Consider the following 21846-nt stretch of genomic DNA (forward strand, 5'->3'; position numbering starts at 1 on the left):
AAGCCAGCATTCCCAACGATCTCTCGCGTCTCGCTCAGGGGAATACGTGTTCGAACAGCGGCGTAGCCTGGACGGGTGACGACGACCGCGCTCGACCCGCTCGAGGTGGCTCGCGCGACCTTGCGTCGCGCCGAGCTACGCACGGGCGTGCGCGCGTCGACGCCGGGCGTCGTCGACCTCGACGACGGCCCGCGGCCGCTCGGCGCGATTCTCGACGACGGGCGCCTGCCGCGTGGCACAGCGAGCGTCGTGACGGGCTCGACGTCGCTCCTGCTCGCGCTACTCGCGACCTCCCAGGGCACCTCGGACTGGCTCGCCGTCGTCGGCGCGCCCGACGTCGGGATGCTCGCGGCCAACGACGCGGGCGTGGCGCTCGACCGCGTCGCCCTGGTCCCCAAGGTAGGGGAGGACCCTGCGGGCGTCGTCGCGGCCCTCCTGGGTCGTCGCGGCCCTCCTGGACGGTATGACCTACGTCGTAGTAGGCCCCGACGCCCACCTCAGCCCATCCGAGCGACGCCGCTTGCTCGCCCGCGCGCGAGAACGCGGCTCGGGGCTGGTGAGTGTCTCACCGTGGGATCAGGCCGCGGTGCGTCTCGACGTCGTCGAGCGCCGCTGGGCGGGGCCGGACCGTGGGGCCGGCTACCTGCGTCGTTGCGAACTCGACGTCGCTCGCACGGCACGCGGCATGACGGACCGCTGGACACTCACCCTGCCCATGCCGGGAAGCCCGCTCGTCGACGCCGTCGACGGCCAAGCGCGCCCGGCAGCGTCGACGCGCCGCACGCGGCTGCGCCTCGTCGGGTAGGGCCTCGCCGCTCGGCGCTCGCGGCCCCGGGTCAGCGGTTGTTGTACGCCTCGACGACGGCGGCCGAGATGCGGCCGCGGTCAGACACCTCGTGCCCGTTCTCGCGCGCCCACTGACGGATCGCTGCCCGGTCGTCGCCACTGGCGGCGGGCACGGTGCGCCGTCCAGCGCGTCGTCCGGCGTCGATGAAGGGCTGGAGCGCGCGCAGGAGCTCGTCGCGGTGCTCGTCGTTGAGGTCGATCTCGTAGACGGTGTTCTGCCACGCGAACCGGTAGGGCTTCGCACCCTCCGTGCCGTCCAAGTCGTCGGTCACGATCACGCGCTTCTGCTGCACCATGCGCCCCATGATCGGGCATCGGCGCCCATGGACGCACCAGAACGGTGCTGGCCCCGTCCCAGCGCTTCGCAAGTGGCCCTCAGGCAGAGGCTCGGGTGATTTCCTGCGCGCTGGCGTCGTCCGGCGTTGAGCCCTCGGGCGGGGGCTGGCTATGGTCAAGCATGAGCAACCAACCGGAGGACCCGCGTGACCCTGACTACGAGGGTCGACGGTTCGCTAGCGACGAAGAAGCCGCCGCGGCATTGCCTGAACCGAGTCTCGACGACCCAGTCGCCGTGGGCATCTTGTTCCTCAAAGCGCTGCGAGACCCGGTGCAGTACTCGAATGCGCTCCACAATCTTGTCACTCCGGAGTCGCTCGACGTCTGGGGAGATTTTTCAGAGGCCGCGAAAGGCCTCGAGGCTATTCAGAACCCGGGCTTTGGAAGCAGGGCAAACAGGGCTCACGATGCCTCGGACGTTGCGTACGTCAAGATTCTCTCCAACATCGAACAATCGTACGAGGTAACAGAGGAGCAGGTGGTCCTCGCAGCAGCGGTGGTGACGCTTGTCTGGAGGCCTGAGTTCGGGCAATGGATGGTACATGGGCTCGGCGACCACATTCGCCCCGAAGACCTGCCACGTACCTCTCCCAACGATGCGCCAGAGGAGAGTCCGGAACCGTAGATTTTTACTCGGCCACTTCAGGGGATGGAAGTTCTATGCCATCCGGTCGTGAGAGCCAGTACGTTCGGTACTCCCGTTGAACGATGAGGCTCGGTGAGCCGGGACTGCTTCGGCCGGGCGAAGGTTCGGCCGAAATGAGGCGGTAGCGCCCGGGCTCTGAATCGTGCGTTTGGTAGATCGGGGCATGGCTGATCGCAAACGACCAGCTGATGCTCCCCCCACTGTCGAGCTGATCAGAGTAGGAGACTCCAGGTGGCTGCCCCTCCAATGACCGCGTTGCGGCATCCTCTTGGGTCACCCAGTGTTCGATCCAGGTCCAGGCGAGAAACTCAATCGAGTGATCTGCACCTGGGGCCAGCGTGACGACCCGGTCGTAGACCCTCTCTCCACCGTCCATCGGCAGGTAGTCGACTCGCAGTTGGACGACTCTCTGGCTGCCGTTGTAGATCCCAATGCGGCCCTGGACACCGAGCGCCTTGCGTGCGTCGGCGGGGAGCGTGAAAGACGCGTCCAGTGGGCAGCGTTCCCAGGAGTTGGCCTGGTAGGGATTCGGCGAGAGCGTCGGTGGCCAGAAGATCGTCTGCTGAGGGATGACCGAGATAGCTGGAAGTGTCGCGTCGATGCGAGCTCGATGAGCCTCTACGACGAGTGCCCTGCTATGGCCTTCCTCCTGCCGCGCGATCTCGAGCGCGTCGTTCGCGGTTTCTAGACCTGCTGCTGCTGCCTGGGCCGCCTCGCGCGAGGCATTCGCACTCTTCCGCGTCTCCCACGACTGCCAAGCGACGATTGCTGCTGCGACGCAGGCAGCAGTAGCAGCGACGACCTCGGCTCCATCCGGCATGTCCCGAAGGTAGCCCCGAAAGGGCCCGCAGTACGGGTGAATCTGGAGCAGGGCGCGACGCTACGGTCCGACGTGCTCCACCATGCGCGCCATGGTGATCGCAGATCAGGTTCAGCAGGTAGGGGAGCGCGCGCGTGGCCGCGTTCCGGAGGATCACGGCCTGGGTGGCGCTCGCGGCCCGGGAGGGGCCTCAGAGGGCCCGTGGGAGACGTGGGAGCCGTGGGAGCCCTCGTGGGAGGAGCCTGGGGGCACTGATCCTTGGTGGCCCGGTTGGGGGCCTCCTGACGCGGAGCGCGTGCGGGTGAGCGCGCGGGGCCCGCGGCGCTCGTGGACCTGGACGCGCACGGCCGCGGGGGACGAGTTCGAGCAGGTCGTCGAGGAAGGCGCCGTGCTCGCGGTCGAGGTCGACCGCGGCGGCGGCCCTCGCTCGCAGACCGTCCGCGGCGGGTCGCAGGTCCAAGACGGGGGAGACAGCCGGGCGCTCGCGGTGCTCCAGCTCGTCGTCGACGTCGTGGGGGTCGTCGTGACGGTCGGCGGGCTCGTGGCGACGGTCGCTGCGTTGGGGTGACCCGGCCGTCCCGCGGGGTCGGGCGTCGGAGCTTCGCCGGCTGGGGTCTGGGGGACGGTATGTCCTGGCTCTGGCCCTGGCCCGCGCGGTCCCCGGGTGAGCTGCTCGTCGAGCTAGCCCCCAGGCAGACATACCGCCGTGGGATCTCCTCGAGCTGAGCCGGCGGTGGTATGTCCGGGGGCTCGTGGTCGTCGAGCTGGGCGGCGAGCTCGTCGAGCTAGGGGGAGACATACCGTCGTGCTGGTCTGGCTCGAGCTCTCCTCGAGCTCGAGCGCGCGCCCGGGTTGTCGGGCTGCTGCTGGGGGCCCGCGTCGACGCGGGGCTTCGGTGGGGGCGACGTCGTCGTGCTCCGGGTCTCGTCGCGGTCGTCGTGCGCGGGCTGGTGGGGCGCTCGCGGCCGCGGCGGTCGCTCGTCGACGTCGGCGCTCGCGGCTGGTGGGGCGCTCGCGGGCGGCCGTCGGGGTGGGGGCTCGTCGGGCCGGGGCCCGGGCGGTATGTCTGGGGGGGTGGCCGCGGTCGTCGAGCTGCTGGTCGGGCTCGAGCTGCTCGTCGACGGGGAGCTGGTGGGACATACCGTCGGGCGTGAGCTGCGTGAGCTGCGTGAGCTCGGGGGTGTGGGGATCTCGGTGGGCTGGTCGTCGAGGGGGTGCTCGTCGACGTCGGGCGTGGGGTCACGGGCGTGGGCTACCAGGGCCAGTGGTGGGCGAGGGCGATCAGGGCGAGGCGTAGGGCGGTGGTCGCGGCTTCTCGGTGCCACCAGGGGCGTCCTTGGTGGCGGGCGCGTCGTCGGGGGCTGTGGTGCTCGGGCATGGTCGTCCTCTCGGGTCGTGGGGCCCCGGTCGGGGCCCTCGCTTCGAGGGTGCGGGGGCTGTCGAGCCACCCCCGCGGCGCTCGCGGCCGGGAGCCGGCTCCGGGTCGGGGGCGGTATGTCTGGGCGCGGAGGCCGCGGCTGGGTCGGGGGCGAGCTGCGTGAGCTCGCGGGGGACATACCGTCGTCGCGGTCGGAGCTGGAGGAGATCTCGGCGGCCTGGCTATGGGGCGTCGGCGCGGCGGACTTTCACCCGCCGCGCGGTTTTCCCGATGTGGGCGCGACCGGGAAGAATGGCCGTGAACGTGCTGTGAAGACCCGGCGCGTCCGGCCGGCCGACCGCGCGTCGGCCGGCCACCCCGACCCGAACGACCGATCTCGCGGCGAGGCCGCGGAGGAGCACCATGTCGCAGCCGCCCACGGCACCGCAGGACCCGTACCAGTTCGACCCCTACCGGCCGCAGGGCTCCGACCCGGCGCAGGAGGGGCACGGACAGGGGCAGGACGCGTGGGCGTCGCAGGGAGAGCCGCAGCCCCAGCCGTACGGCTCGCCCGACGCCGCGCCCGGGTACGGCGGCACGCCGGAGCAGGCGCCCTACGGAGACCCCGGCCACCCGCCCTACGGTGCCGATCCTCAGGCCGCGTACGGGCAGCAGGGCTACGGCCAGCCTGCCGGGTCCCCGGCGCAGGGGTACGCGCAGCCCTACCCCGACGCCGGGGCGCAGCAGCCGTACGGCCAGCCCTACGGCGACCCTGCCCAGCAGCCCTACGGCGCCGCACAGCAGCCCTACGGGAGCCCGTACGGGAACGGCTACGCCGCGTACACGGCGCCGGCGCCGTCGACCGGGACGATGGCGATCGTCGGCTTCGTGCTGGCGATCCTCGGCTTCCTCGGCAGCTGGATCCCGTTCGTCAACATCTTCGCCGCGGTGATGGGCATCGCCGGCGTGGTGCTCGGCTTCGTCGGGCTGTCGCAGGCGAAGCAGGGCCGGTCGGGCAAGGGCTTCTCGATCGCGGCGATCGTGCTCGGTGTGGTCTCGGTGCTCGTGACCATCCTCGTGTGGGTCCTCTTCGTCGTCGCGGCGAACGAGGCCTCGTCGCAGTACGAGCAGACGCTCTCGGAGATCCAGGAGGACTCCGACCGCGCGCTCGGCGAGTCGACGGACGAGATCCTCGCGAACGACCTCGGTGTCGAGGTCGGCACGTTCGAGGGCACCGCCGACGAGTTCGGCTGGGTCGAGTCCGCCCTGCCGCTCACGCTGACCAACACCTCCGACGAGCCGCTGACGTTCGACCTCGACGTCGACGCCGTCGCGGCCGACGGCACGGTCGTCGAGTCCGACTTCGTCTACACCGACCAGCTCGCCCCGGGCGAGTCGACGACCGTCGAGGCCTTCGACTTCATCGACTCCGAGAACCTGGAGGCCATGAAGACGGCGACCTTCGAGGTCACGCGCGTGAGCGCGTACTGACCGGCGCACGGGACCGAGGGACGGACCGGTGAGCACGAGCGACCCCAGGACCCCGCCCGACGACGCGGGGCCCGCACCCGCGTGGGGCACGGCGCCCGGCGCGGCGGGGGAGCGCGAGCCCGCGCCGTCGGCACCCGGCCCTGCGGAGCCCTCGCCGCCCGCAGACGGCGGGGAACGCCCGGCCCCCGGCGACCCCGAGCCCGCACCGACGGCGCAGCCCGCGCGGGTCCGACGGCCGGGGACGGGCGTGCTCGTCACGGCGTGCCTCGGCGTCCTGCTCGTCGGGGCCGTCCTCGTCACCGAGGCCATGACGGCGCGCTGGGGCTGGGCGCACGTGGGCTGGCTCTACCCCGTCGCCGGAGCCGTCGTGCTGACGGTCGGCGCCGTCGCCTGGCGTCGGGGCACGCGCGGCGTGCCGGGGGCGACGCGCGCGCTCGTCGCGCTGCTCGCGGGGACGGTCGTCGTCACGACCTGGGTCGCGGTCGACGTCGTGCCCGCGGCCGGTCCCGGCTACGGCGTGGGGAGCTCGCTGCGCGGGTACCCGCTCGGCGGCGGGTCCGACGACGGCCCGGAGATCACGGCCGTGTCCGACCGCGTCTGGTTCGGCGACTCGGTCCGGTACGCCGACGGCCTCGTCGTCTCGGTCTCGGCCCCGCAGGCGTACACGCCGAGCGAGCACGCGGCGGTGCGGGACGGCGACCCGCCGGACTCCGTGCGCGTCCGGGTGCGCCTGACGAACGGCACGGGCCGCGCCGTCGAACCCGGGAGCATCGACGTGCAACCGGTGTCGGGCGGCCTCGTGGCCCGCCGGGTGTACGACTACGCGCCGGACGTCCTGCTCGAGCGTCCCGACCTCGTGGCGCGGGGGTCGAGCGGCGAGTGGGATCTCGTGTACGCCGTCCACGACCCGGAGGACGTCACGGTGGCGCTGGAGCCGACGTGGGCGAACTACGCGGTGGCCGTCTTCTCCTGGTGACGCCTCTTCCGACGTGCGCAGGCGTCACTCCGTGCGTCGCAGGTACTCCTGCGCGAGGCGGTGCGGGGCGCGGGCGAGCCACGCGTCCTGCACGAGCTCCTCGAGCTCCGGCACAGGGACCCGGTCGAGCCGCGCGAGCACGATCGGGTACCCGTCGAAGTGGCTCGTCGTGAAGAACGTGCCGGGGTCGTCCTGGATCAGCGCGGCCTTCTCGCCCTCGTCCGCGACGCGCAGCGCGACGGGCGGCTCCGCCGGGGCCGCGTCGCCCAGCTCGTCGAGGTCGCGCGGGCGCAGGGGGCGCTCCCACACGAAGAGCTTGCCGTGCACCGTCCACCGGCGCGCGTCCTTGAGGTCCGTGCCCGACAGCACCGCCACGACCCGTCCGACGTCCTCCCACGAGGCCATGCCCCCACGGTAGGCAGCCGGTCGCGGTCGGGCCACACGACCGGCCGCCGCGCCCGCGGGAGCGCGGCGGGACGGGTCAGAAGGGTGCGACCTTCCCGAGCGGCGGGAAGATCTCGTCGAGCTCCGCGAGATCGTCGGCCGTGGGCCGCCACGCACCCGCGGCGGCGTTCTGCCGCACCTGCTCGGGCTTCGTCGCACCCGCGATGACGCTCGACACCTGGGACCGGGAGAGCAGCCACCCGAACGCGACCTGCACCTCGGTGATGCCGCGCACCTGGCAGAACGCGCCCAGCCGCGCGAGCGCCTCCCAGGGCGCGGACTCGAGCAGGTGCGGCTTGCTGCGCACGAGCCGGCCGTCGTCGGGCCGCGCGCCGTGCGCGTACTTGCCGGTGAGCAGGCCGTTCGCGAGCGGGAAGTACGGCAGGACGCCGAGCCCGTACGCCGCCGCGGCGGGCAGCACCTCGAGCTCGGCCGCGCGGTCGACGAGGTTGTACTGGTTCTGCGCGGACACGAACCGCACGGTGCCCGCCGCGCGCGCGACGAGCTCTGCCTCCGCGATCTGCCACCCGGCCCGGTTGGAGTGACCCACGTAGAGCACCTTGCCCGCGCGCACGAGGTCGTCGAGCGCCGCGAGCGTCTCGTCGATCGGCGTCTGCGGGTCGGGGGTGTGGAACTGGTAGAGGTCGATGCGGTCGGTGCCGAGGCGGCGCAGCGAGCCCTCGACCGCCCGCACGACGTAGCGGCGCGAGCCGCGCGCGTCGAAGTCCGCCCCCGCGGCCCCGCGCATCGACATGCCGAACTTCGTCGCCACGACGACGTCGTCGCGCCGCGACCCGAGCGCCTGGCCGAGCAGCTCCTCGCTCAGGCCCGGGCGGCCGCCGTACGTGTCGGCCGTGTCGAAGAACGTCACGCCCGCGTCGAGCGCGGCGTCGACGACGGCGCGCGTGCCCTCCAGGGTCTCCGTCGCCGTCGAGGGGCGCCCGAAGTTGTTGCACCCCAGCCCGACGGCGGACACGGCCAGGCCGGACCGGCCGAGACGGCGCAGGGCGGGGCGGGGTGCGGTGTCGTCGCTCGTGGTGGTCATGCGGCCGACCCTACGTCGGCCCGCGCGACGACGTGACGGCGGAGGCGCGCGCCGCGACGGACGCGACGAGCCGTTCCAGCGGGCCGCGCCCGATCGCCCAGCGCCACAGGGTCGCCACCACGAGCGTCGCGAGCACGAGCGCGAGGAGCGGTCCGTTCGTCGTCTGCTCGTACGCCGCGTCGCCCCACGCCCACAGGACGACGATCTGGGCCGAGTAGACCGTGAGCGCCATGGCACCGACCGCGGCGACGGGGGCGAGCGCCCAGCGTCCGACCCGGCCCGCGAACAGGCACAGCCCGAGCACCGCGACGGCGAACCCGCCCGACCCCACGACCTCGAGGAGCGTGTCCGTGTGCGGGCCGGCGAGCCAGAGGTACGCGCTCGTCGGCCACGGGTCCGCCCACCCGAGCGGCTCCGGCCGGTACGCGCTCGACCACACCGCGGCCGCGTCCTCCACGGCCTGCGCCCCGCCGAGCGGACCCGTCACCAGTGCCGAGACGCCGTACCCGAGCCCGGCCGCCAGCAGCCCGCCACCCACCAGCGCGACGCGCGTCGTCCTCGCGCCGAGGTCGGACCGGCCGATCGCAATCCCGACGAGCACGTACGCCATCCACACCACCGCCGGGTAGTGCCCCGAGACGAGGAAGTCCGTGAGCGCGCCCGACCCGTCGTCGGGCAGGTGGAGCCCGGCGCGCGCGAGCACCTCCGGGAGCCACAGGGCGAGTACCGGGCCGACGACGGCGACCACGCCCGCGAGGACCAGGAGGTCCCGGCGCCGCCAGCGCAGGAACGGCAGCGCGAGCACGAAGTAGGCGGCGTAGAAGCCGAGGATGAGCAGCACGCGCGTGCCGAGCAGGTCCAGCAGCCCGGCCAGGGCGAGCAGGAGCACCGCGCGCACGAGGACCCGGGTGCGGTTCTGGAGCGCGGGCAGCCCGTCGAGCGGGGTGCGTCCGCCCGAGACGAGGGCGAGCGACACCCCGGCCACGAGCGCGAAGAGGACCGACGAGCGGCCGTGCGACAGCGAGAGCCAGCCGGAGACCTCGCCGAAGTCGTCCGTCGTGAAGCCCACGTGCGCCGCGAACATCCCGAGGACCGCGACCCCGCGCGCGACGTCGAGCCCTGTGACGCGGCCCGGCCCGCCGAGCAGGAGCGCGGCGTGGCGCCGCGCGAAGCCGGCGGAGGGGCGAGCAGGGTCGCCCGGGGCGGAGGTCGTGCCGGTCGCGGCCGTCATGGGGGGATTGTCCGTGCGCGGGCGCGCTCCCACCCCGCCGCCACGCCGGGGACGAGCCGCGCGGGGACCGCGCGCCCAGAGTGTGAGAACGGGGTCGAGAACGCCGCACCCGCGGCCTACGGTGCGGGTATGACGCACACCCCCCACGGCGCCGACGAGGCCGCCGAGCACCACGCCGACGCCCCCACCGGGGCAGGCAGCGACCCCGCGCAGGAGTCCGAGTCGTACACCCACGGCCACCACGAGTCCGTGCTGCGCTCGCACCGCTGGCGCACGGCCGAGAACTCGGCCGGCTTCCTCCTGCCGCACCTGCGCCCCGGCATGAGCCTCCTCGACGTCGGCTGCGGCCCGGCCACGGTCACCGTCGACCTCGCCGACCGCGTCGGCGACGGGCGGGTCGTCGGCGTCGACGCGTCGGAGGCCGTCCTCGACAGCGCGCGCGAGCTCGCCGCCCAGCGCGGCACCGCGAACATCACGTTCCAGCACGCGAACGCCTACGAGCTGCCGTTCGCCGACGGCACGTTCGACGTCGTCTACGCGCACCAGCTCCTGCAGCACCTGTCCGACCCGATCGCCGCGCTGCGCGAGATGCGACGCGTCACGAAGCCGGGCGGGCTCGTCGCCGTGCGCGACGCCGACTACGCCGCGATGACCTGGTACCCCGAGTCGCCGGGGCTCACCGAGTGGAACACGCTCTACCACGAGGTCACGCACGCCTACGGGTACGAGGCCGACGCCGGCCGTCGCCTCTTCTCCTGGGTGCAGGACGCCGGGTTCCCGCTCGACGGGATCGAGCCCAGCGCGAGCACCTGGTGCTACGCCACCCCCGCCGACCGCACGTGGTGGGGCGGGCTGTGGGCCGAGCGCTGCGTCGCGTCGAACTTCGCCGTCCAGGCGAAGGAGTCGGCGCTCGCGGACGACGTCGCGCTCGAGCAGCTCGCGCAGGACTGGCTGCGCTGGGCCGAGGAGCCGGCGGGCTGGTTCGCCGTCCTCAACGGCGAGGTCCTCGCCCGCGCGTGATCGACCGGGCACGGCCGGATAGCCTGGGCCCGTGCGCATCGCGAGATTCACCACCGGAGACGACCCCCGCTACGCCCTCGTCCAGCAGGAGGGGGACCGCACCTACCTCGCGGTCCTCACGGGCGACCCGCTCTACATGCCCGTCACGCCGACGGGCGAGCGCGTCGAGCTGGGCGACGGCGTCCGGCTCCTCGCGCCGGTGATCCCGCGCTCCAAGGTGGTCGCCGTGGGCCGCAACTACGCGGACCACGCGAAGGAGATGGGCAACGACGTCCCGACGAGCCCGCTGCTCTTCCTCAAGCCGAACACGTCGGTCGTCGGCCCGGACGACCCGATCGTCCTGCCCGACTTCTCGCAGGAGGTCTCGTACGAGGCCGAGCTCGCGGTCGTCATCGGGCGCCTCGCGAAGGACGTGTCGCCCGAGGCCGCGCCGGCGTACGTGCTCGGGTACACCGTCGCGAACGACGTCACCGCGCGCGACGCGCAGCGCACCGACGGCCAGTGGGCGCGCGCCAAGGGCTTCGACTCCGCGTGCCCCCTCGGGCCGTGGATCGACACCGACCTGAACCCGGAGGACGTCGGCGTCCGCAGCCGCGTCAACGGCGAGGTCAAGCAGGACGGCCGCACGAGCGACATGATCTTCGACATCCCGTTCCTCGTGTCGTACGTCTCCGAGGCGATGACCCTGCTGCCCGGCGACGTCATCCTCACCGGCACCCCCGCGGGCGTCGGGCTGATCGACGTCGGCGACCGCGTCGAGTGCGAGGTCGAGGGGCTGGGCGTCCTGAGCAACCCGGTCGTCCGGCGCGGCTGACCGTGGGACGCGGTCCGGGCCGCGTCGTCGCGCGGTGGGCAGGCTGGGGCGCCGTCGTCCCGTGCGTGGTCGTGGTCGTGCTCGCGGTCCTCGCGATCGCCTCCGGGAACGTCCCCCTGGGCGAGGTGCTGGCGTACGCCGTCGTGCTGGCGATCGTCCTGGTCCCGGGGTGCGCGCTCGCGGGCGCCGCCCTCGGCGCGGCGGTCGCCGCGACGCGGTCGTGGCGGGCCGGGCGCGCGGGAGGCGCGGCGGGGACCGTCCCGGACTGAGACGAGGACGGGCCCGGCGCCGGACGCCCGGGCGGGGGGCGGCGTCGGGCAACTAGGCTGGGAGCCGTGATCCCCGCACCTGGTTCCTCGCCCGTCCGCGTCCGCTTCTGCCCGTCCCCGACCGGGACGCCGCACGTCGGGCTCATCCGCACCGCGCTGTTCAACTGGGCCTACGCGCGGCACACGGGCGGCACGTTCGTGTTCCGCATCGAGGACACCGACGCCGCGCGCGACAGCGAGGAGAGCTACCAGCAGCTCCTCGACGCGCTGCGCTGGCTCGGGCTCGACTGGGACGAGGGCGTCGAGGTCGGCGGCCCGCACGAGCCGTACCGGCAGTCGCAGCGCGCGGACATCTACCAGGACGTCATCGCGCGGCTCGTCGAGGGCGGGTACGTCTACGAGTCGTTCTCGACCCCGGAGGAGTCCGACGCGCGCAACGCCGCCGCGGGGCTCAAGACGAAGGGCTACGACAACTTCGACCGCACCCTCACGGACGAGCAGAAGGCCGCCTTCCGCGCCGAGGGCCGCGAGCCGGTGCTGCGCCTGCGGATGCCGGACGAGGACATCACGTTCACCGACGTCGTGCGCGGGGAGATCACGTTCAAGGCGGGCTCGGTCCCGGACTACGCGCTCGTGCGCGCGAACGGGCAGCCGCTCTACACGCTCGTGAACCCGGTGGACGACGCGCTCATGGGCATCACGCACGTGCTGCGCGGCGAGGACCTGCTCTCCTCGACGCCGCGCCAGATCGCGCTCTACCGGGCGCTGCTGGAGATCGGCGTCGCGCACGTGATGCCGGAGTTCGGCCACCTCCCGTACGTCATGGGCGAGGGCAACAAGAAGCTCTCCAAGCGCGACCCCGAGTCCAACCTGTTCCTGCACCGTGAGCGCGGGTTCACGCCCGAGGGCCTGCTCAACTACCTCGCGCTGCTCGGCTGGTCGATCTCGCCGGACCACGACATCTTCACGGTCACCGAGATGGTCGAGGCGTTCGACGTGCACGACGTGCTGCCGAACCCGGCGCGCTTCGACCTCAAGAAGGCCGAGGCGATCAACGCGACGCACGTGCGGATGCTCGCGCCGGAGGACTTCCGCGACCGCCTCGTCCCGTACCTGCACGCGGGCGGGCTCGTGCCGGCGGACTCGTTCGCCGACCTGTCGCCCCGCAACCAGGAGATCCTCACGGCGGCCGCTCCGCTCGTCCAGGAGCGCATGGTGCTGCTGGGCGAGTCGGTCGGGATGCTGGGCTTCCTCTTCACGGCCGACGACGCGCTCACGGTCGAGGAGGACGCGCGCGGCGCCCTGCGCGACGACGCGAAGGACATCCTCGCGGCGGCGATCGCCGCGCTCGACGTGCTGCAGGACGACGAGTTCGTCACCGCGGCCATCGAGGAGCGTCTGCGCGACGCGATCGTCGAGGGCATGGGCGTCAAGCCGCGGTTCGCGTTCACGCCGCTGCGCGTCGCGCTCACGGGCCGCCGCGTCTCCCCGCCGCTGTTCGAGTCGATGGAGCTGCTCGGCAAGGGCTCGACGCTGGAGCGCCTCGTGCGCCTGCGGGACGCGCTGTGACCGACGCCGCGGCCTCGGCGGGCGCGCCGCTCGAGGGCGTCCTGTTCGACGTCGACGACACGCTCGTCGACACGCGCGCCGCGTTCGCGCAGGCCATCGCCGCCGCGTCGCGCGTGTGGCTGCCGCACCTGCCCGAGGAGCGCTACGACGAGGTCCTCGCCCTGTGGCGCGCCGACCCCAACGGGCACTACCGCGCGTACACGCGCGGTGAGGTCGACTTCGACGCCCAGCGGATGGCGCGCGCCAACGAGCTCCAGGCGGCGTTCGGCGGCGAGCTGCTCGACGACGCGGCGTACGTCGACTGGAAGGACCTCTTCTGGGGCACGTTCGAGGCGTCGTGGGCGGCGTTCGCCGACTCCCGCGGCGTCGTCGACGCGCTCGCGGGCGCCGGGGTGCGCGTCGGGTCGCTGACCAACGCGCGCGTCGAGCTCCAGACCCGCAAGCTCGCGGCCGCGGGCCTGGCCGACGTGCCGCTGCTCGTCGGGGTGGACACGCTCGGCTTCGGCAAGCCCGACCCGCGCGTGTTCGCCGAGGCGTGCCGTCGTCTCGGCACCGACCCGGCCCGCACCGCGTACGTCGGCGACGAGCTCGACGTCGACGCGCGCGGCGCGCTCGCCGCGGGCCTCGTCGGGGTGTGGCTCGACCGCCCCGGCACCCGTCGCGGCGGCCCGCACCCGGAGGACCCGACGTCGGCCCGCGCGTCGGGCGTGCACGTCGTCCACGGCCTCGACGACCTCCCCGCGACGCTCGGCGTCGCGGCCGCGCAGACCCCCGCGCCGAGGTAACCCCCGGCCCTGCGAGGCACAGCCCCCGCTCCGCGAGGTAGAGCCCCGGTCCCGCGAGGTAGAGCCCTGGTCCCGTGAGGTAGAACCTTGGTTCCGCGAGGTAGAGGTCTGGTCATGACCAGACCTCTACCTCGGCCCACCATGCCTCTACCTCGGGGGACCGGGCCGCTTCCTCGCGGGGCGGTCAGGCGAGGAGCAGGACGCCCACGAGGGCCGTCGCGGTGACGAGCACCGCGGAGAGGGCGCCCAGCACGAGCGACCGCCGCCCGGTGCGCACGAGCGTCGGCACGTCCACGCCGAGCCCGAGGGCGAACATCGCCGCGACGAACGCGAGCGTCGAGGCCGTGACGAGGACGGCGAGCACCGGCGCGGGCACCACCCCGAGGCTGCGGAGCGCCACCGCCGCGACGAACCCGACGACGAACCACGGCACCGGGGCGACGCGTCGCTTCTTGGCCTCCGCACCCGCGCCCACGCCGCGGGACACGCCGTCCTCCGCACCGGTCGACGGCGCAGCGCCCGGCGCCCCGAGCGCGCTCGTGGTCGCGAGCGCCGACGCCGCGCGTCGGGCCCCGCGGGCCACGACGACCCCGGCGACGGCGACGAGCGGCGCGAGCAGGGCCACGCGCGCGAGCTTCGCGACCGTCGCGGTGGCGAGCGCCGGCGCGGAGATCGTCCCGGCCGCGGTGACGACCTGCGCGACCTCCTGGACGCTCGCGCCGATCCAGAGCCCGGCCCGGTCGTCGGTGAGCCCGAGCAGTCCTGCGAGCCAGGGCAGCACGACGATCGCGAGGGTGCCGTAGACGGTGACGAGCGCGAGCGCGGTGGCGACGCCGTCGTCGTCCTCGCGCACCTCGTCGGGCGTGCGACCCGGCCGGTCCACGACGCCCTGCATCGCGGAGATCGCGGCGGCCCCGCACACGGAGAAGCCGGTCGCGACGAGCAGCGTCGTCACGCGCGGCACGCGCAGCACGCGGCCGAGCGCGAGCGTCCCCGCGAAGGTGACGGCGAGCGTCGTCGTGACGACGACGAGCCCGCGCCAGCCCAGCCCCAGCACCTCCGGGAGGGAGAGCTGGAAGCCGAGCAGCACGACGCCCACCCGAAGCACGACGCGCGACGTCCACGCGACGCCGGGACGCGTCGCGGCGACCGTCGCCCCGCCCCGCCGGGTCGTCGCGAGCCGGCCGAGCGCCGGGGCGACGAGCGCGCCCAGGACGAGCGCGACGACGAGCGGGGACACCGTCGGGACCAGGCGCGCGCCCGCGAGCACGAGGAGCGTCGCCGCGCCCACGAGGACGAGCCCGGGGACGAGCGCGCGCGGTCCGCGCGGTCCGCGCGGTGCGTCGGGGCGCTGGTCGGGTGCGGGCGCCGGGGGAGCGGCCGTGACCGCCGGGACGCCTCGGGTCGCGAGGGCCTCCGTGCGGGCCGAGGGAGGTGCAGGCTGGGTCATGCTTCCAGCGTGCTGCGGCCGGTGCGGCGGCAGAAGAGCGACTTCCCTCGCGAGGCATAGAGTGGGTCTATGGCCTCGACCGCCCGCGACAGGACGTCCCTCTCCGCGCTCGAGCTGCTCGTCGCGACCGACTCGCACGGGTCGATCAGCGCGGCGGCCCGCGCGCTCGGCGTCGCCCAGCCCACGGCGTCGGCAGGCCTGCGCGCGCTGGAGCGCCGCCTCGGCCTCGACCTCCTCGAGCGCACGACGCGCGGGTCCCGGCTCACCGAGACCGGCCGCGCGACGGCGGCGTGGGCGCGCGAGGTGATCGAGGCCTCCGACCGCTTCGAGACCTCCGTCGCGGCGCTGCGCGACGCCCCGGCGGCCCGGGTGCGCGTCGCGGCCAGCCTCACGGTCGCGGAGTACCTGGCGCCGCGCTGGCTCGCGCGGCTCGCGCTCGAGGGGGCGCCGGGCGGCGGGGCTCCCGACGTCGAGCTCGTCGTCCGCAACTCCCGCGAGGTGACCGACCTCGTGCTCGACGGCGGCGTGGAGCTCGGGTTCGTCGAGAGCGCGACGCTGCGGCGCGGGCTGCGCAGCCGCACCGTCGCGCACGACCGGCTCGTCGTGGTCGTCGGCCCCGCACATCCCTGGGCGCGCCGCAGCGCCGTGCGCGTCGACGAGCTGCTGTCCGGGGGGCTCGTCGTGCGCGAGCGCGGCTCGGGCACGCGCGAGACGCTCGAGCGCGGCCTCGCGGCGCTCGGCGAGCGCCTGCCGGACCACCTGCCCTACCTCGGCTCCACCGCGGCGCTGAAGACGGCCGTGCAGCACGGCGGGGGGGTCGCCGTGCTGTCGAGCCTCGCCGTCGCCGACGACGTCGCGCGGGGCGCTCTCGTGCGGGTCGCGGTGCCGGGGCTCGAGCTGGACCGCCGGCTGCGGATGGTCTGGAAGGACGGCACGGCGCTCTCCTCGGCCGCGCGCCGCATCGCGGCGGCTGCGGCCGCGGCGTCGGGCTGACGGGCCGGCTCAGCCCGGCGTGTCCGCGCGCACGCTCGCGTCCCAGCGCCAGCGCGTGCGCCGGGGCCGACCCGGGAGCTCGTCCCGGCCGGTCGCCCAGAGGAGCACAGCGTCGGGGCCCTCGTCCGGACCCGTCTCGACGTCGGGAAACAGGCGCGTCAGCGCCCGGGCCGCCAGACCCGGGGGGAACGGGGTGGGTGCGTCCGTGAGCCCGAGCAGGACGTCGTGGCCGTGCACGAGGACCTCGACGACCCCCATCGCCGCGAAGCCGTCGGCGTCCGAGACCCCGTACGGGTGGAAGGCGCGCGCGCCCGCGGGCCGCGTCTCGGCGAGCGTCGCGAGCAGCTCCCCGCCGCCGACGAGCGCCTCGACGAGCCCCGCCGTCCCGGCCGCGCGGTCGACGTGCGCGATCTCGCCCTCGCCCTTGGGCCCGACGAGCGGCACGTACGCGAGCGCGGGGAGCGCCGCGAGCTGGAGCGCGTAGGCGAGGAGGTCGTCCACGACGTGCTCCGTCGTCGTCCAGCACGACCAGCGGACCGGACCGGCCTGCGCGTCGAACGCCGACACGGGCTGGTCCACGAGGCGGTCGGCGAGCCATCGGACGGCCACCCGGACGTCGTCGCCCGTGATCGTGCCGCGTGCGCCCGTGCCGCTCATGCTGCGCCCGGTGCGTCGGGGCGCACGTCCGCGCGCCAGCACTGGGCGAGGTAGGGGAGATCCACCTCGGTGCGGCCGGCGAGGTCGGGGTGGGTCGCGACGAGCCGGTCGATCTCGTCCAGCAGCTCCTCGCGCCGCGCCGGCGGGAGGGTCAGGAGGTAGCTGCGCGACGCGGCGAGCGGGCGCAGCGAGGACGTGGTGACCCGGTCGGCCCACGGCACCGTGCGGTGCTCGGGCGTCGTGAAGAGGCGCTCGGAGAGCGCGGGCTCCCGGTAGCTGTGCTCGAGCGTGTCACCCCGGTGGATGATCTCGGTGAACCGGCCCACCCAGTCCACCGAGCTGTCCCGGACGTTCCACACGATGCCGAGCCGGCCGCCGGGCCGCAGCACGCGCGCGATCTCCGGCTGGGCCGCGGGGGAGAACCAGTGCCACGCCTGGGCGACCAGCACGGCGTCGACGCTCGCGTCCGGCAGCGGGACGGCCTCCGCCGATCCGGGGAGCGCCTCGGCCTCGGGGACGGTCTCCGCGAGACGGCCCCGCATCGCGTCCGACGGCTCCACGGCGACGACCTCGAGGCCGCGCGCGACGAGCCGCTCCGTGAGCTTCCCGGTGCCGGCGGCGAGGTCCAGGACGCGGTGCGCGCCGTCGGGCACGAGCCAGTCGACGGCCGCGTCCGGGTAGGACGGCCGGGTGGAGGCGTACTGCGCGGCACCGTGCTCGAACGACGCGGCCCGGTCGGCGCGCGAACCGGGGTCGAGGGAGTCTCCAGGGCTCATGCCCCGACGGTGCCAGACGGCGGCCGTGCCCGTCGACCGCAGGACGCGCGCGTCGCCGGGCCGCTCGGGCGCGCGGAGCGCATTTGGTCCGCGTCGGCATGTCCGGTAATGTTCTCGGCCGGTGGGACCTCCACGGGAGGGAGCCAGGGGACGGGTCTATGACTCGTCGTCCCGGCTTCCCGACGCGGATCGGTTACCCCCTTGGGGTATGGTGTAATTGGCAGCACGAGTGATTCTGGTTCACTTAGTCTAGGTTCGAGTCCTGGTACCCCAGCGAAGAGCTCCGGCTCTGGAGCTCGCGGTCAAGACCGCGAGAAACATGAGGTAGAGTTCTCACCGGAGAAACGGACCGGAAACGGTACGAAGCTCCACAGGCCCCCATCGTCTAGCGGCCTAGGACGTCGCCCTCTCACGGCGGTAACACGGGTTCAAATCCCGTTGGGGGTACAGAAGAAGGCCCGGTCACCATCACGGTGACCGGGCCTTCGTCGTTTCGTCTTGATGCCCGATGCCCGCGCGTCGATCGACGACTGGGCGTGGCCGATGCCCGGTGTGACGCACGTCGCGTAGCGGGCGAGACCCCGCGGGGGTTCGTCTCGGGGCGTGCCGTCGGGTGGGTGGCGCGGCCGGGTCAGGGAGCGCCGTCGCGCCCGGGGCCCGGTTCGTACGGCTTCGGGATGGGCGTCGACGACAGCCGTGGGGGCGTGACCGGCACGTACGTCGCGCGGTGCTCGCCGGAGACCGTCCAGCCCTGCTCGTCCTCGCCGGCCCCCGCCTGCCCGCCGTCGGGACGCACCGTGTCCCGCGCCGCGTGAGCGTCGCCGGTCACGGGGATGGGCTGCGTGGGCCCGCTCGACGCACCGGCGGACCGGCCGGGCACGACGACGACCCGCGGGTCCGTCGGGAGCGGTGCCGGGGGAGGCGGGGTCGTGGCGGCCGGGCTGCGCCCGTCCCACGCGGGCGCGGGCTCGACGGGAGGCGGCTCGGCGGGCTGCGGCGGGCGCGGCGCGGGCGGCGGCACGGTCGCCGGCAGCGCACCACCCGGAGTCGCGGCGGCCCCGCCCGGGCCGACCGGCGCTCCGCCCGCGCGGACGCCCGGGATGAACAGCGTGTCGCACAGCAGGCGGTAGGTCCGGTCCGGGTGCGCGACCCAGTCGATCTGGCGCAGCGCCTGGTCCTGCCCGGCGGACTCGAGCAGGAACTGGCCGTAGCCCAGCACGCGCCCGACGAGCGAGCGCCCGTAGTTCATGTCCGTCACCTTGGTCAGCGGCATCATCGCCACCTTGTGCGTGATGAGGCCGTAGAGCAGGAGCAGGCGCTTGTCCGTGGCGACGAACCACTCGTTGCGCCACTCGAAGACCTTCCACCCCAGGCGGGCGGCGAGGATCAGCCACAGCCACCACAGCGCGAGCACGCCGTCGCCGACCGCGGGGCCGGCCTGCGCGACGAGCCAGGCGATCACGACCGCGCCCGCGACCGTCGTCGCGACGGGCTCGACGAGCATCCCCCAGTGGTGGCGCGTCGCGATGACGACCCGCTCGCCGTTGAGCACGTAGCGGTCCAGGATCCTGCTGCGAGGTCCGCCGCGGGCCACGGTCAGTCCAGGAGCGAGCTGAAGAACTGGCCGATCGAGCGGAACGCCCCGACGATCACGTCCCAGATGCCCTCGACGATGTCGGCCGCGCGGTCCGGGCTCGTGACGATCGCGTACACGGCGAAGATCACGAGGACCCAGATCAGGGCGGCCTTCAGCTTCGGGTGCATCGGAACTCCTCGTGTCTCGGGATCGGACGGTCAGCGGTCGCCCCCGCGACCGCTGCGCTGTCCGGGCGTCGGGCACGCACAGCATGGCAGCAGCCGGGGACATTTTGACAGGGCGCGTCCCGTTTGCGGCCCGCGGCACGCCGACGCCGGCCCGGTGCGGGCCGGCGTCGCCGTCCTCACTCGCCGGCGCGGCGCAGCACCTCGGTGAGGCGGTTCGCGGCGGCGACGACCGAGCCGGAGTGCAGCCGCCCGGGCTGACGGCTCAGGCGCTCGACCGGGCCCGAGATGGAGACGGCGGCCACGACCCGGCCCGACGGGCCGCGCACGGGCGCGGAGACCGACGCGACGCCGAGCTCGCGCTCGGAGACGGACTGGGCCCACCCGCGGCGTCGGACGCCGGAGAGGATCGTGGCGGTGAAGACGGCCTCGCGCAGCCCGCGATGCAGCCGGTCCGGCTCCTCCCAGGCGAGCAGTACCTGGGCGGCGGAGCCCGCGTTCATGGTGAGCGTCGCGCCGACGGGGATCGAGTCGCGCAGGCCGACGGGGCGCTCGGCGGCCGCGACGCAGATGCGGTGGTCGCCCTGGCGGCGGTAGAGCTGGGCGCTCTCGCCCGTGTGGTCGCGCAGCGCCGTCAGCACGGGGTTCGCGGCGGCGAGCAGGCGGTCTTCGCCGGCCGCCGTCGCGAGCTCGTTGAGCCGGGGGCCGAGGACGAACCGGCCCTGCATGTCGCGCGCGACCATGCGGTGGTGCTCGAGGGCGACGGCGAGGCGGTGCGCCGTCGGGCGGGCCAGGCCCGTGGCCGTGACGAGCTGGGCGAGGGTGGCAGGTCCGGACTCCAGGGCGCCCAGGACGGAGGCCGCCTTGTCCAGCACTCCGACTCCGCTAGTATTGTCCATAGGTCGATATTGACGTCTCACGCACTGAGATGCAAGTCCGGCACGGATGTTCCACCCGCTGGACGTCTTCCCCGGCAGGATGCCGGACGGCGGACCATCGACCCAGGCGGCTCTCCGTACCCCCCAGGAGGACCGTGACAGACGACGAGGAGATGAGCTACATGGCCGGCACGCTGGCGGAGAAGGTCTGGGACGCGCACCTGGTGCGACGAGGCGCCGACGGGTCGCCCGACCTCCTCTACATCGACCTCCACCTCGTGCACGAGGTCACCAGCCCCCAGGCGTTCGAGGGGCTGCGCCTCGCGGGCCGCCCGGTCCGCCGCCCCGACCTCACCATCGCGACCGAGGACCACAACACCCCGACGCTCGACATCGACCTGCCGATCGCGGACCTCACGAGCCGCACGCAGATCGACACGCTGCGCAACAACGCGCGCGAGTTCGGCGTCCGCATCCACTCGCTCGGCGACGCCGACCAGGGGATCGTGCACCAGGTCGGGCCGCAGCTCGGCCTCACCATGCCCGGCCTGACGGTCGTGTGCGGCGACTCGCACACCTCGACGCACGGCGCGTTCGGTGCGCTCGCGTTCGGCATCGGCACGTCCGAGGTCGAGCACGTGCTCGCCACGCAGACGCTCCCGCTCGCCCCGTTCAAGACCATGGCGATCAACGTCGACGGCGAGCTGCCGCCCGGCGCCACGAGCAAGGACATCATCCTCGCGATCATCGCCAAGATCGGGACCGGCGGCGGCCAGGGCTACGTCCTGGAGTACCGCGGCGAGGCCATCCGCAAGCTCTCCATGGAGGCGCGGATGACGATCTGCAACATGTCGATCGAGGCGGGCGCACGCGCCGGCATGATCGCCCCGGACGACACGACGTTCGAGTACCTCAAGGGCCGCCCGCACGCGCCCGAGGGCGCGGACTGGGACGCGGCCGTCGAGTACTGGCGCACGCTGCGCTCCGACGACGACGCCGTGTTCGACACCGAGGTCACGCTCCGCGCGTCCGACCTCGAGCCCTTCGTCACGTGGGGCACCAACCCCGGCCAGGGCCTGCCCATCTCCGCGACCGTGCCCGTCCCCGAGCAGATCGCGGACGAGAACGAGCGCGTCGCCGCCGAGCGTGCGATCGAGTACATGGGCCTCACGCCCGGCCAGCCGCTGCGCGAGATCCCCGTCGACACCGTGTTCATCGGGTCGTGCACCAACGGCCGCATCGAGGACCTGCGCTCGGTCGCGAAGGTCGTGCAGGGCAAGAAGAAGGCCGACGGCGTCCGGGTTCTCGTCGTCCCGGCGTCCGCGCGCGTGCGCCTCCAGGCCGAGGCCGAGGGTCTCGACCAGATCTTCCTCGACTTCGGCGCGGAGTGGCGCAACGCCGGCTGCTCGATGTGCCTCGGCATGAACCCCGACCAGCTCCAACCGGGCGAGCGCGCCGCCTCGACGTCGAACCGCAACTTCGAGGGCCGCCAGGGCAAGGGCGGGCGCACGCACCTCGTGTCGCCGCTCGTCGCCGCCGCCACCGCGCTGCGGGGCACGCTCTCCTCGCTGAGCGACCTCGACCTGCCCGAGGGCACCGACATCACGTCCTTCGACGGCACGCCGCTCGCGCCGCTCGACCCGCGCGTCCTCGTGCAGGTCTGAGCCAACCGCGCCGCGCTG

At 74.0% G+C, this 21846-nt stretch carries 23 protein-coding genes and 2 tRNA genes; 14 read left to right on the plus strand and 11 right to left on the minus strand.

The annotated features are described in order from the left end of the window. Positions 1 to 463: 463 nt before the first annotated feature. On the plus strand, positions 464 to 805 hold the full coding sequence (locus tag ACPCUX_RS08580) for a hypothetical protein (protein WP_137281009.1): 342 nt from the start codon (positions 464 to 466) through the stop codon (positions 803 to 805). Between the two features lie 31 nt (positions 806 to 836). Here ACPCUX_RS08580 and ACPCUX_RS08585 read toward each other — a convergent pair whose 3' ends face one another. Beyond that, the gene (locus tag ACPCUX_RS08585; protein ID WP_034654496.1) at positions 837 to 1142 is read right to left on the minus strand and encodes a histone-like nucleoid-structuring protein Lsr2; all 306 of its coding nucleotides are present in this window, start codon (positions 1140 to 1142) and stop codon (positions 837 to 839) included. Positions 1143 to 1303: 161 nt separating this feature from the next. Here ACPCUX_RS08585 and ACPCUX_RS08590 point away from each other — a divergent pair, with 161 nt between their 5' ends. Next, positions 1304 to 1807: a hypothetical protein gene (locus ACPCUX_RS08590; RefSeq protein WP_423388560.1), complete on the plus strand. Its 504-nt coding sequence runs from the start codon at positions 1304 to 1306 to the stop codon at positions 1805 to 1807. 4 nt (positions 1808 to 1811) lie between these two features. Here the strand turns inward: ACPCUX_RS08590 and ACPCUX_RS08595 are convergent, their stop codons facing one another. After that, complete coding sequence (locus tag ACPCUX_RS08595) at positions 1812 to 2648, minus strand: hypothetical protein (RefSeq protein ID WP_137281010.1); 837 nt, start codon at positions 2646 to 2648, stop codon at positions 1812 to 1814. 301 nt (positions 2649 to 2949) lie between these two features. Between ACPCUX_RS08595 and ACPCUX_RS08600 the strand changes: the two genes are divergently transcribed. The 3 genes from ACPCUX_RS08600 (at position 2950) to ACPCUX_RS08610 (ending at position 6472) form a co-directional block, all read left to right on the plus strand. Further along, positions 2950 to 3216: a hypothetical protein gene (locus tag ACPCUX_RS08600; protein ID WP_085387632.1), complete on the plus strand. Its 267-nt coding sequence runs from the start codon at positions 2950 to 2952 to the stop codon at positions 3214 to 3216. A gap of 1212 nt (positions 3217 to 4428) precedes the next feature. Beyond that, a complete protein-coding gene (locus ACPCUX_RS08605; RefSeq protein ID WP_085387633.1) occupies positions 4429 to 5496 on the plus strand; it encodes a DUF4190 domain-containing protein in 1068 nt (355 codons plus the stop codon). A 28-nt stretch (positions 5497 to 5524) separates the two neighbouring features. Beyond that, on the plus strand, positions 5525 to 6472 hold the full coding sequence (locus ACPCUX_RS08610; RefSeq protein WP_423388561.1) for a hypothetical protein: 948 nt from the start codon (positions 5525 to 5527) through the stop codon (positions 6470 to 6472). A gap of 24 nt (positions 6473 to 6496) precedes the next feature. Here the strand turns inward: ACPCUX_RS08610 and ACPCUX_RS08615 are convergent, their stop codons facing one another. The 3 genes from ACPCUX_RS08615 to ACPCUX_RS08625 all read right to left on the minus strand — a co-directional run bounded on the left by ACPCUX_RS08615 (position 6497) and on the right by ACPCUX_RS08625 (position 9192). Continuing rightward, positions 6497 to 6877, minus strand: a complete 381-nt coding sequence (locus tag ACPCUX_RS08615; protein WP_423388562.1) for an MmcQ/YjbR family DNA-binding protein — start codon at positions 6875 to 6877, stop codon at positions 6497 to 6499. 76 nt (positions 6878 to 6953) lie between these two features. Then, positions 6954 to 7961, minus strand: coding sequence for an aldo/keto reductase (locus ACPCUX_RS08620; RefSeq protein ID WP_396052212.1), 1008 nt, complete (start codon positions 7959 to 7961; stop codon positions 6954 to 6956). A gap of 10 nt (positions 7962 to 7971) precedes the next feature. Further along, positions 7972 to 9192 carry a heparan-alpha-glucosaminide N-acetyltransferase domain-containing protein gene (locus ACPCUX_RS08625; RefSeq protein ID WP_423388563.1) on the minus strand — a complete coding sequence of 407 codons (1221 nt, stop codon included), beginning with the start codon at positions 9190 to 9192 and terminating at the stop codon, positions 7972 to 7974. A gap of 129 nt (positions 9193 to 9321) precedes the next feature. On the opposite strand from ACPCUX_RS08625, the gene ACPCUX_RS08630 reads away from it, so the two are divergent. The 5 genes from ACPCUX_RS08630 (at position 9322) to ACPCUX_RS08650 (ending at position 13649) form a co-directional block, all read left to right on the plus strand. Next, positions 9322 to 10212, plus strand: coding sequence for a methyltransferase domain-containing protein (locus ACPCUX_RS08630; protein WP_083385369.1), 891 nt, complete (start codon positions 9322 to 9324; stop codon positions 10210 to 10212). A 31-nt stretch (positions 10213 to 10243) separates the two neighbouring features. After that, entirely contained in the window at positions 10244 to 11026 is a 783-nt protein-coding gene (locus tag ACPCUX_RS08635) for a fumarylacetoacetate hydrolase family protein (RefSeq protein WP_034654511.1), read from the plus strand. Positions 11027 to 11028: 2 nt separating this feature from the next. Further along, positions 11029 to 11295, plus strand: a complete 267-nt coding sequence (locus tag ACPCUX_RS08640) for a hypothetical protein (protein WP_137281016.1) — start codon at positions 11029 to 11031, stop codon at positions 11293 to 11295. A gap of 66 nt (positions 11296 to 11361) precedes the next feature. Continuing rightward, entirely contained in the window at positions 11362 to 12864 is a 1503-nt protein-coding gene (gene gltX / locus ACPCUX_RS08645; RefSeq protein WP_021482938.1) for a glutamate--tRNA ligase, read from the plus strand. Beyond that, the gene (locus tag ACPCUX_RS08650; RefSeq protein ID WP_415296466.1) at positions 12861 to 13649 is read left to right on the plus strand and encodes an HAD family hydrolase; all 789 of its coding nucleotides are present in this window, start codon (positions 12861 to 12863) and stop codon (positions 13647 to 13649) included. Before gltX ends, ACPCUX_RS08650 begins: the two co-directional genes overlap by 4 nt. Positions 13650 to 13833: 184 nt before the next feature. Here the strand turns inward: ACPCUX_RS08650 and ACPCUX_RS08655 are convergent, their stop codons facing one another. Continuing rightward, positions 13834 to 15099, minus strand: coding sequence for a YeiH family protein (locus tag ACPCUX_RS08655; protein ID WP_415296464.1), 1266 nt, complete (start codon positions 15097 to 15099; stop codon positions 13834 to 13836). Positions 15100 to 15168: 69 nt separating this feature from the next. Here ACPCUX_RS08655 and ACPCUX_RS08660 point away from each other — a divergent pair, with 69 nt between their 5' ends. Beyond that, positions 15169 to 16092 carry a LysR family transcriptional regulator gene (locus ACPCUX_RS08660; RefSeq protein ID WP_415296462.1) on the plus strand — a complete coding sequence of 308 codons (924 nt, stop codon included), beginning with the start codon at positions 15169 to 15171 and terminating at the stop codon, positions 16090 to 16092. A gap of 9 nt (positions 16093 to 16101) precedes the next feature. On the opposite strand, the gene ACPCUX_RS08665 is transcribed toward ACPCUX_RS08660, so the two are convergent. Next, positions 16102 to 16749 (minus strand): hypothetical protein, encoded by a 648-nt coding sequence (locus tag ACPCUX_RS08665; protein WP_043656671.1) that lies wholly within the window; start codon positions 16747 to 16749, stop codon positions 16102 to 16104. Next, the gene (locus tag ACPCUX_RS08670; protein WP_043656645.1) at positions 16746 to 17525 is read right to left on the minus strand and encodes a class I SAM-dependent methyltransferase; all 780 of its coding nucleotides are present in this window, start codon (positions 17523 to 17525) and stop codon (positions 16746 to 16748) included. Before ACPCUX_RS08670 ends, ACPCUX_RS08665 begins: the two co-directional genes overlap by 4 nt. A gap of 202 nt (positions 17526 to 17727) precedes the next feature. Here ACPCUX_RS08670 and ACPCUX_RS08675 point away from each other — a divergent pair. Together ACPCUX_RS08675 and ACPCUX_RS08680 are read left to right on the plus strand one after the other, a co-directional pair. Next, positions 17728 to 17799: transfer RNA gene (locus ACPCUX_RS08675), tRNA-Gln, on the plus strand. Between the two features lie 100 nt (positions 17800 to 17899). Beyond that, positions 17900 to 17972: transfer RNA gene (locus ACPCUX_RS08680), tRNA-Glu, on the plus strand. Positions 17973 to 18156: 184 nt separating this feature from the next. Here the strand turns inward: ACPCUX_RS08680 and ACPCUX_RS08685 are convergent. From ACPCUX_RS08685 to ACPCUX_RS08695, 3 genes are all read right to left on the minus strand, one after another. Then, positions 18157 to 19119, minus strand: coding sequence for a PH domain-containing protein (locus tag ACPCUX_RS08685; RefSeq protein WP_198163048.1), 963 nt, complete (start codon positions 19117 to 19119; stop codon positions 18157 to 18159). 2 nt (positions 19120 to 19121) lie between these two features. After that, positions 19122 to 19289 carry a hypothetical protein gene (locus tag ACPCUX_RS08690; protein WP_163187158.1) on the minus strand — a complete coding sequence of 56 codons (168 nt, stop codon included), beginning with the start codon at positions 19287 to 19289 and terminating at the stop codon, positions 19122 to 19124. A gap of 176 nt (positions 19290 to 19465) precedes the next feature. After that, positions 19466 to 20185 carry an IclR family transcriptional regulator gene (locus ACPCUX_RS08695; protein ID WP_034654517.1) on the minus strand — a complete coding sequence of 240 codons (720 nt, stop codon included), beginning with the start codon at positions 20183 to 20185 and terminating at the stop codon, positions 19466 to 19468. Between the two features lie 161 nt (positions 20186 to 20346). On the opposite strand from ACPCUX_RS08695, the gene leuC reads away from it, so the two are divergent. Then, the gene (gene leuC / locus ACPCUX_RS08700) at positions 20347 to 21828 is read left to right on the plus strand and encodes a 3-isopropylmalate dehydratase large subunit (RefSeq protein WP_061266852.1); all 1482 of its coding nucleotides are present in this window, start codon (positions 20347 to 20349) and stop codon (positions 21826 to 21828) included. Positions 21829 to 21846: the final 18 nt, after the last annotated feature.

Source organism: Cellulosimicrobium sp. AB352, assembly GCF_049538415.1.
GTDB classification, from domain to species: domain Bacteria; phylum Actinomycetota; class Actinomycetes; order Actinomycetales; family Cellulomonadaceae; genus Cellulosimicrobium; species Cellulosimicrobium funkei.